The 323-nt window shown below is 44.6% G+C and carries 1 protein-coding gene; it reads right to left on the bottom strand.

The genetic code is table 11. The annotated features are described in order from the left end of the window. Positions 1-76 precede the first annotated feature (76 nt). Positions 77-323 (bottom strand): hypothetical protein (locus AB4585_RS25860; RefSeq protein WP_372171633.1); only part of this gene is annotated, 247 nt, incomplete at its 5' end.

Here is a 323-nt window from a genome sequence, read left to right on the forward strand (position 1 = left end):
CAGGTTGTAGTGGCCGTATTTTGGCTAACGATGACAGGTTCAAGAGTGGTCAAGGTGTAGTAAATTCTTAGATTACTCATGCTAGAGCCTCCTCTTTGACCTTAACAAAGGATTGGCCTAATCCACGATGACGCTTCGCACCAATATGAGTAATTAGAGAAGCGGCATGTTTGATCGCATCTATGTCTTCTGCAGTCCCATTTTGAATCTCGAGAGTGGCATGCAAGGTCATTGGCACGGCAACTTCCATGGAACGTAAACTCGTTGTTTTTGCTACTCCTGTATCGTGCTCAATCGCGGTTGAATACAAGATACGATAAAGG

The organism is Vibrio sp. 10N.222.49.C9 (assembly GCF_041474985.1).
Classification (GTDB): Bacteria; Pseudomonadota; Gammaproteobacteria; order Enterobacterales; family Vibrionaceae; genus Vibrio; species Vibrio crassostreae_C.